The organism is Porphyromonas sp. CAG:1061, from assembly GCF_000435035.1.
In the GTDB taxonomy this organism is placed as follows: Bacteria; Bacteroidota; Bacteroidia; order Bacteroidales; family Porphyromonadaceae; genus Porphyromonas_A; species Porphyromonas_A somerae.
The window spans coordinates 14,354-21,557 of the sequence record NZ_HF988914.1; the positions used below are offsets into that span (position 1 = coordinate 14,354).

Below are 7,204 nucleotides of genomic sequence, written 5' to 3' on the forward strand. Positions count from 1 at the left end.
CACTCCACGGTGCTAGGGTCAAGGTGGTTGGTTGGCTCATCAAGGATGAAAATATCGGGTTGCCTTAGGAGGACGGAGGCGAGAGCAATCCGCTTGCTTTCCCCTCCCGATAGCCCTTGGGTACTACGGTGTGGACTGCCTAGATTGAGCTGGGAGAGGAGGGCCTGTAGCTCCTGCTCTATACTCCAGCCATCTAGCTGATCCATCCGTGCTATCGCCCGATTGATTTGGTCGGTATCACCGCCTTCGACCGCTGCTTCGTACTCCACGATCACCTCCCGTAGCTCTGGAGCAATGCCACTCAGGCTGGCGGTGAGGATATCGGGGTAGGTGGTGAAGTCACTTCGCTGTGGAAGGTAGGCAATCTTGAGGTCTCTCTGAGTGATCACTTCGCCCGAGTCGGAAGGTTCTAGTCCCACCAATATGCGGAGAAGGGTAGTCTTACCCGCACCATTTGGTGCGATAAGACCCACCTTCTGTCCCTTTTCAATTGAGAAGTTGAGCCCTTCAAATAGCTTCAGTACGCCGAAGCTTTTGGAGAGATTGTCTACTTGTAGTATGGCCATTAGAATAGTATGGTCACGCGACCTTGGAACACCATAAAGTCTAGCCCCTTAAAGCTATTCGGGTCGCTAATGGTATAGTTGCTCTTAAAGTCCTTATGATGGTCAATATAATTGGCGAGTAGCGAAAAGCAGAGATGAGAGGTGGTCCAATAATTGGCAAAGGCACCGACACTGTAGCCTGCTAAAGCCTCAATCCCCTCATGATCATTGTAGTAAATTCCCGAGCTGCGTAGCCCTATCTCAAGTGCCTGCTTGCCATTGTATGGCGAACCAGAGAAGTCGGCCATAGAGGCATTGTATCTGCGAGGATTGCCGAGAACGGTATAGCTCGCACGTACGTTCCACCCTGCATATTGTGGCGTAGAGAGGTCGGAGCTTCTGAAGAAGTTGGTTCCGAGCCCTTCAGCGGTCAATAGGAAATTGCGGTTTTGATAAGCTAGCTCTAGCCCATAATTGAGTTGGCTAGTGGCATTGGAGTGGTAATACCTGATGAAGCGAGCAGTGGAGGCTAGCGTCTCAATGCCTATGGCACCCGACTGATTGAATTCACCATTCAGCATCCGCATCCAATAGATATTGGTGCCAAGTAGAAGCTTTTGATGGCGATTATTGAGTACATTGTAGGTAAAGCGCCCTGCCACACCTACTTCAGGTCGTTTGGGTAGAGAGCTACCAGCATACTCATTGAGGTTGATGGAGTAAGCTCCTATAGCGGAGTAGAGGCGACCTGTATTGTAAAATAGCCCCAAACCCAAGCGGCGAGCCGAAGCCATTGAGAGCCCCATTGGAGTAGCTACATTCATAGCGGTACCCGTTCCGTAGTTTTGGCTCATTGGCCCTGGCACCTTCATCTGCCCCATGCGCAACTTCAGGTTGTCATTAAAGCGATAGTCGAGGAGCATATTGAGGAGGTTGATCTTGTTTTGAGCATAATTGATATGAAACTCAAAGCCCCACCGCTTAGAGAAGTCGCCTGACAGGTTGGTTTGGAGGTTAGTAAAGGCAATATTTGGCTTTATCTCAAATGGTTGATTGTCCAAAGTTGCTTGGGAAGCATCAAATGTTGGTGCAAAGGCGACTCCATCCAGAGTGTAGGTGTTGGACACCTTGAGCTTAAATCCTTTCGTCCCCTTGATTGTGAGCCCTCGTCCGTGATAGGCTACTTTCGTCTTACTTTGAGCCGAAACCCCCATGCTGAAGGCAAGGAGTGCAATGATGAGTAGTGAAATCCTTTTCATAACGTTTTATAAATACTTATTTTTGATATATCCGAGTGAGCGTGAGGAGGAGATCAAAGAGGGCCATCGTCACGTTGCCATTTTGTAGTATCTCTAGCTTAGCGTCAGTCAGTTCGTCCATTACTCTGGTGTATTTCTCCAATGGTAGAGCCATCGAAACCACTTTTGCCTCATCCACTATTTTACTTGGAAGGAAGACCACATCGTCCGAGCCATATTGAAGTGCCAATAACTCTCGTAGTAACTTGGGCAGAGAATCAAGTAGTGCAATCACTTCAGGGCGATCCTTCTTGGCATACTCTTGGGCAGCAGCCAAAAGTGGTTTGGGGTGCCTTTGAAGTGGTAGTTGTAGAAACTGCAATGCCTCCAACTGACCTTTGAATAGCCCATTCCCCTCTTTTAGCTGTAAGGCTTTGTAGAGGTTGCCTTGTGCCAAATGAGCGAGCTCAGTAGCTTCCTCCTCTGTGGCAGACTCTTTCTGCACAAGGTACTCAATGAGGATAGGGTCGGGTATCTTGTGTACTGCTACCTTTTGCAACCGGCTGATGATGGTCGGTAGAAGTCGGTGAGGACTATGCGAAACCATAATGAATACCACTCCCTTTGGTGGTTCTTCGAGGAGCTTCAGTAGCTTATTGACCGTCTCGGTACGCATCGTCTCGGGTTGCCAAATAAGGATTACTTGATACTGACTCTTAAAGGAGCGGAGCGAGGTATTGTGGATTAACCGCTCAGCCTCGGCTACCATTATCTGAGGCTGCTTATTGCCAGCATCTAGTTGCTCTCGCCATTCAAGCGTAGTGAACCTGCGGTACTTTCCGATCAACTCCCTAAATGGCTCCAGCATCATCTCCGAGGTAAACTCCTTCCCTTCCTGAGCCTTAATCACCGGGAAAACCAGTGTGATGTCAGGGTGCTGTAGCTCCGCCATCTGCCGGCAGGAGTGACACTTGCCACAAGGATGGCCTTCGGGGGTGAGCTCCTCACAAAGTATTTGCTGTGCCAATACCAAGGAGAGCGGAAAGGCCTCTCCTCCCTCTTCCCCCGTCAGAAGTATCGCATGTGGCAATTCACCAGCCTCTAATTGGCTAGCAAAGTGTGCTACAAGATGCTCCTGCCCGAGTAAGTCAGAGGGCTTTGGCACGATTGGCATAGGGAGTACTCGATCTTATAGTTGTGAGTAGTTTGGTCGCCCTAGGTCGGTTATTTGGGTAGGGTTGGCATCCTCGCTCGCGTAGTAGCGCATAAATTGGCTTCTCTGGTACATCGTAGCGTGGTCCACACGAGTGGCTGCTAGCTTGCCCTTAAACTCATTGATATGGTGGTACTGCTTACGATCCATCCAGTCGGAAAGGAATTGATTTGCCTCACGGATCACCTCTGCTCCACCCTTATAAAGTGCCGAAGCAAATTGCACCCCGTCAGCTCCTGCAAGGAGTCCCTTCACGAGATCCTCGCCATTGCGTGGCCCATTGGAGAGAGCGATCGAAAGCTCAGGCACTGCCCCACGCACCAATGCTGCATAGCGAAGCGTATCGGAATAAGAGCCCTCATGGCTCAGCACCGAACCCACCGTGATCTTCTCCTTCTCAATATCAATATCGGGCATGAAGGTGCGATTGAAGAGCACCACCCCATCGGCCCCTGCCAGTTTAAGGTCACGACAAAGGCGAATGATATTCGTATAGTACTTACTTAGCTTGATGATGATAGGGGTATCCTCCATTTGCTTACGCAGAGAGCGTACCATTTGAATCAGGTCCTCCTCCGAAGCGCCCCAAGGCTGAGCCACCTTGCTCTCAATCCTCATCACATTGCACTCCAGAGCATTGGCACCAGCCTCGATCAGCTCCTGTGCATACTCCACCCAGCTATCCGACTTGTAGGCATTGACACTAGCAATTATCGGCGCTGTAATGCATCGTTTTGCCTCCTTAATAAGGTCGATATGCGTCTTCAGTGCGTGCCCCTTCACATAGTGCTGAAGGTAGTCCATTGCCGTAGAGTCGTGATAACCACCGACACTCTCATCGGTCATCTTAGTTATCTCCTGCTCTATCTGCTCCTCAAAGATTGACTTGAGCACAATGGCTCCTGCCCCAGCCTTTTCCAACTGTTGTATCTGTCGGATATCCTTAGTAAGTCCCGAGCTAGCTACGATAAAAGGGCTCTTTAGCCTCAGTTTCTGTGCGTATAGTGTGGATAGATCTGCCATAATATTTATTAGTTTTGGTCTTTGGTTTTCTTTCTCTCACAAAGGTAACTATTTTTAGTGATATTCCCGAGAAAAACTAGATGGTGAAGCCTGTATTTGGAGCATCACTAGCTAGAGGGTCTTGTTCCTGGGTCATTGAAGTAGAGGGGTGGTTCATCTTGCTATCAAAAGTAGTGCCATTCTGTGCAAAGTGCATCCCTTGGCTACTTGCAAACTTGATGATAGTATCAATAAAGCGCAGTAAGACGGTATCCACCCGACCATTACGGTGCTTTGCGATGATAAACTCCGCCATCCCCTTCATACTCCGCCCTTCCTCATCCTCCATAATGCCGTAGTACTCGGGGCGGTGAAGAAAGCAGACCATATCGGCATCCTGCTCTATCGCTCCCGACTCACGGAGGTCGGAGAGCTGAGGGCGCTTTCCCTCCTTAGGCCTATTCTCCACTCCACGATTAAGCTGCGAGAGGGCAATCACCGTGATATTGAGCTCCTTAGCTAATTGCTTCAGCGAGCGCGATACGGTACTCACCTCCTGCTCACGATTGGCATTGCTTTTGATGCCACTAGCCGTCATCAGCTGGAGGTAGTCAATAATCACCACCTTCACGCCATTCTGACGAACCAATCGGCGTGCTTTGCTTCGGAGGTCAAATACCGATAGCCCCGCCGTATCATCAATGTACAGAGGTGCCTGCTCGAGGGTGCCAATTCTCTGCTCTAGAGTGGCCATTTGCTGAGGAGTAAGGTTGCCCCTCTTGATATCATCATTGGGAATCTCCGTATGATTCACCACCAGTCGGTTCGCCAACTGATCCTCGCTCATCTCTAGGCTAAATATTGCCACAGGAGTTTTGTGCTCCACCGCGATATTGCGTGCCATGGAGAGCACAAAGGCGGTCTTACCCATCGCTGGTCGTGCCGCAATAATCACCAAGTCCGAAGGGTGCCAGCCAAAGGTAATCTCATCGATCTCTGGGAAGCCTGAGGGGACCCCGTGTGCATCGGCAGTTCCCGAGGCTAGGTCATTCATCTTTTGTATAATCTTTGGCACAATATCTCCGATAGGCACCACCTCATTGCTATCAGTCCCTTGGGTGATTTCAAAGAGCTGTTGCTCGGCATCTTGCATGGTGTCGGTGATCGGAATCGTCTCGTCAAAGGCATTGCCGATCACATCATTACCAAAGGAGATGAGGTCGCGCTGTATCTTTTTATCAAATAGCAGGCGAGCGTGAAACTCTAGGTGAGCCGTGCTATTCACTAGCGAAGCCAGCTCCGCTACATAGACCAAGCCATTCGTCACCGATAACTTATCCATTAGCTTTAGCTGCTCCACCACGGTCTGTGCATCGATCGGCTTCTCTTCTAGGGCAAGCTGACGTATTGCCTCAAACACATAGCGGTTCTTTGTGTCATAAAAGCAGTCGGGCGTCAAGATCTCCCCCACCAGTGGGAAGGCATCTCGCTCCAGGATAAGTGCCCCTAGTACCAGTTGCTCCACCTCAATATTATTGGGGGGTACCCCCTTACCCAGCTCCTTGGCAATCCCCTTCGTCTTCAGGATCTTGCCCCCCTCCAGATCGCCGTAGTCATATGCGGCAGTTGTATATTGCTCCACACTCATAGGCACCTCCTTTAGTCTAGTTTCAATACTGCCAAGAAGGCCTTTTGTGGCACCTCCACATTACCTACCTGCTTCATTCGCTTCTTACCCTCCTTCTGCTTCTCCAGTAGCTTTCGCTTACGCGAAATATCACCACCGTAGCACTTCGCTGTCACATCCTTACGCACCGCCTTTATCGTCTCACGGGCAATGATCTTTGCCCCGATAGCTGCTTGCACAGCGATGTCAAACTGCTGCCGTGGTATCAGCTCCTTCAGCTTTTCACACATCCGCCTACCCATTCCTTGGGCATTATCCACGTGCGTGAGTATCGAGAGGGCATCCACCGACTCCCCATTGAGTAGGATATCCACCTTCACCAATTTAGATTGCTGAAATCCATTCACGTGGTAGTCAAAGGAGGCATACCCACGTGAGACACTCTTCAGACGGTCATAGAAGTCGATCACAATTTCGCCCAAAGGGAGGTCGTAGATCAGCTCCACCCGATTGCCAAAGAGATAATCCTGTCGCACCAGCGTGCCACGCTTGCCTAGGCAAAGGGTCATTATCGGACCAATATAGTCGGTCGTGGTGATCACCGAAGCACGTATCACAGGCTCCTCAATATAGTCAATCTCAGCAATATCTGGCAGACCCGAAGGGTTGTGCACCTCAATATTCTGCCCCTTCTTGGTATGTACGTGATAAGAGACATTGGGCACCGTCGTGATCACACTCATATCATACTCCCTCTCCAGTCGCTCCTGCACAATCTCCATGTGCAACAGCCCTAGGAAACCACAGCGAAAGCCAAAGCCAAGGGCGGCAGAGCTCTCTGGCTGAAAGGTGAGCGAAGCATCATTCAGCTGCAACTTCTCCAGCGATGTGCGGAGGTTTTCAAATTCATCTGTCTCAATCGGATAAACTCCTGCAAAGACCATCGGTTTCACCTCCTCAAAGCCCGCAATCCCCTCCTTAGCTCCTCCCTCCACATGGGTAATGGTATCTCCCACCTTCACCTCGCGAGAGGTCTTAATCCCCGAGATGATATAGCCTACATCGCCCGTCTTGATCTCCTTTCTAGGCACCATATCCAGTCGGAGGATCCCCACCTCATCGGCATCGTACTCCTTGCCGGTAGCTACAAACTTCACATGGTCGCCCGTCTTGATCGAGCCATTCACCACCTTGTAATAGGCAATGATGCCACGGTAAGGGTTAAAGACAGAGTCAAAGATCAAGCATTGCAGAGGCGCCTTTGGATCACCCTTAGGTGGGTCAATACGTTCGATAATCGCTGCCAAAATCTCCTCCACCCCTTCACCCGTCTTGCCACTCGCACGGATAATCTCCTCCTCGTCACACCCCAGTAGATTGACCAGCTCCTCCGTCATCTCCTCAGGCATAGCACTCGGGAGGTCTATCTTATTCAGCACCGGGATAATCGTCAGGTCGTGCTCCATAGCCATATAGAGGTTGGAGATCGTCTGCGCCTGTACCCCTTGCGAAGCATCCACGATCAGCAGAGCCCCCTCGCAGGCAGCAATCGAACGGCTCACCTCATACGAGAAGTCCA

General features: G+C 50.4%; 6 protein-coding genes. All 6 read right to left on the reverse strand.

Annotated features, from left to right (window positions below):
• Window positions 1-566, reverse strand: a 566-nt coding sequence (locus QVO39_RS04860) for an ATP-binding cassette domain-containing protein (RefSeq protein ID WP_288171778.1), incomplete at its 3' end; no start/stop codon positions are given.
• A complete protein-coding gene (locus QVO39_RS04865) occupies window positions 566-1,804 on the reverse strand; it encodes a porin (RefSeq protein ID WP_021903245.1) in 1,239 nt (412 codons plus the stop codon). The genes QVO39_RS04860 and QVO39_RS04865, both read right to left, overlap by 1 nt.
• A gap of 16 nt (window positions 1,805-1,820) precedes the next feature.
• Window positions 1,821-2,957 (reverse strand): DNA polymerase III subunit, encoded by a 1,137-nt coding sequence (locus QVO39_RS04870; RefSeq protein ID WP_021903246.1) that lies wholly within the window; start codon window positions 2,955-2,957, stop codon window positions 1,821-1,823.
• Window positions 2,958-2,972: 15 nt separating this feature from the next.
• Window positions 2,973-4,019 (reverse strand): dihydroorotate dehydrogenase-like protein, encoded by a 1,047-nt coding sequence (locus QVO39_RS04875; protein ID WP_021903247.1) that lies wholly within the window; start codon window positions 4,017-4,019, stop codon window positions 2,973-2,975.
• 76 nt (window positions 4,020-4,095) lie between these two features.
• Window positions 4,096-5,646: a replicative DNA helicase gene (gene dnaB, locus QVO39_RS04880; protein WP_018028605.1), complete on the reverse strand. Its 1,551-nt coding sequence runs from the start codon at window positions 5,644-5,646 to the stop codon at window positions 4,096-4,098.
• An 11-nt stretch (window positions 5,647-5,657) separates the two neighbouring features.
• The coding region (gene lepA, locus QVO39_RS04885) for a translation elongation factor 4 (RefSeq protein ID WP_288171779.1) at window positions 5,658-7,204 on the reverse strand (1,547 nt) is incomplete at its 5' end.

Bases quoted from the DNA above. Each gene is read 5' to 3' on its own strand.
- QVO39_RS04865 (WP_021903245.1), bottom strand. From the start codon at position 1,804: ATGAAAAGGATTTCACTACTCATCATTGCACTCCTTGCCTTCAGCATG.
- QVO39_RS04870 (WP_021903246.1), bottom strand. From the start codon at position 2,957: ATGCCAATCGTGCCAAAGCCCTCTGACTTACTCGGGCAGGAGCATCTT.
- QVO39_RS04875 (WP_021903247.1), bottom strand. From the start codon at position 4,019: ATGGCAGATCTATCCACACTATACGCACAGAAACTGAGGCTAAAGAGC.
- dnaB (WP_018028605.1), bottom strand. From the start codon at position 5,646: ATGAGTGTGGAGCAATATACAACTGCCGCATATGACTACGGCGATCTG.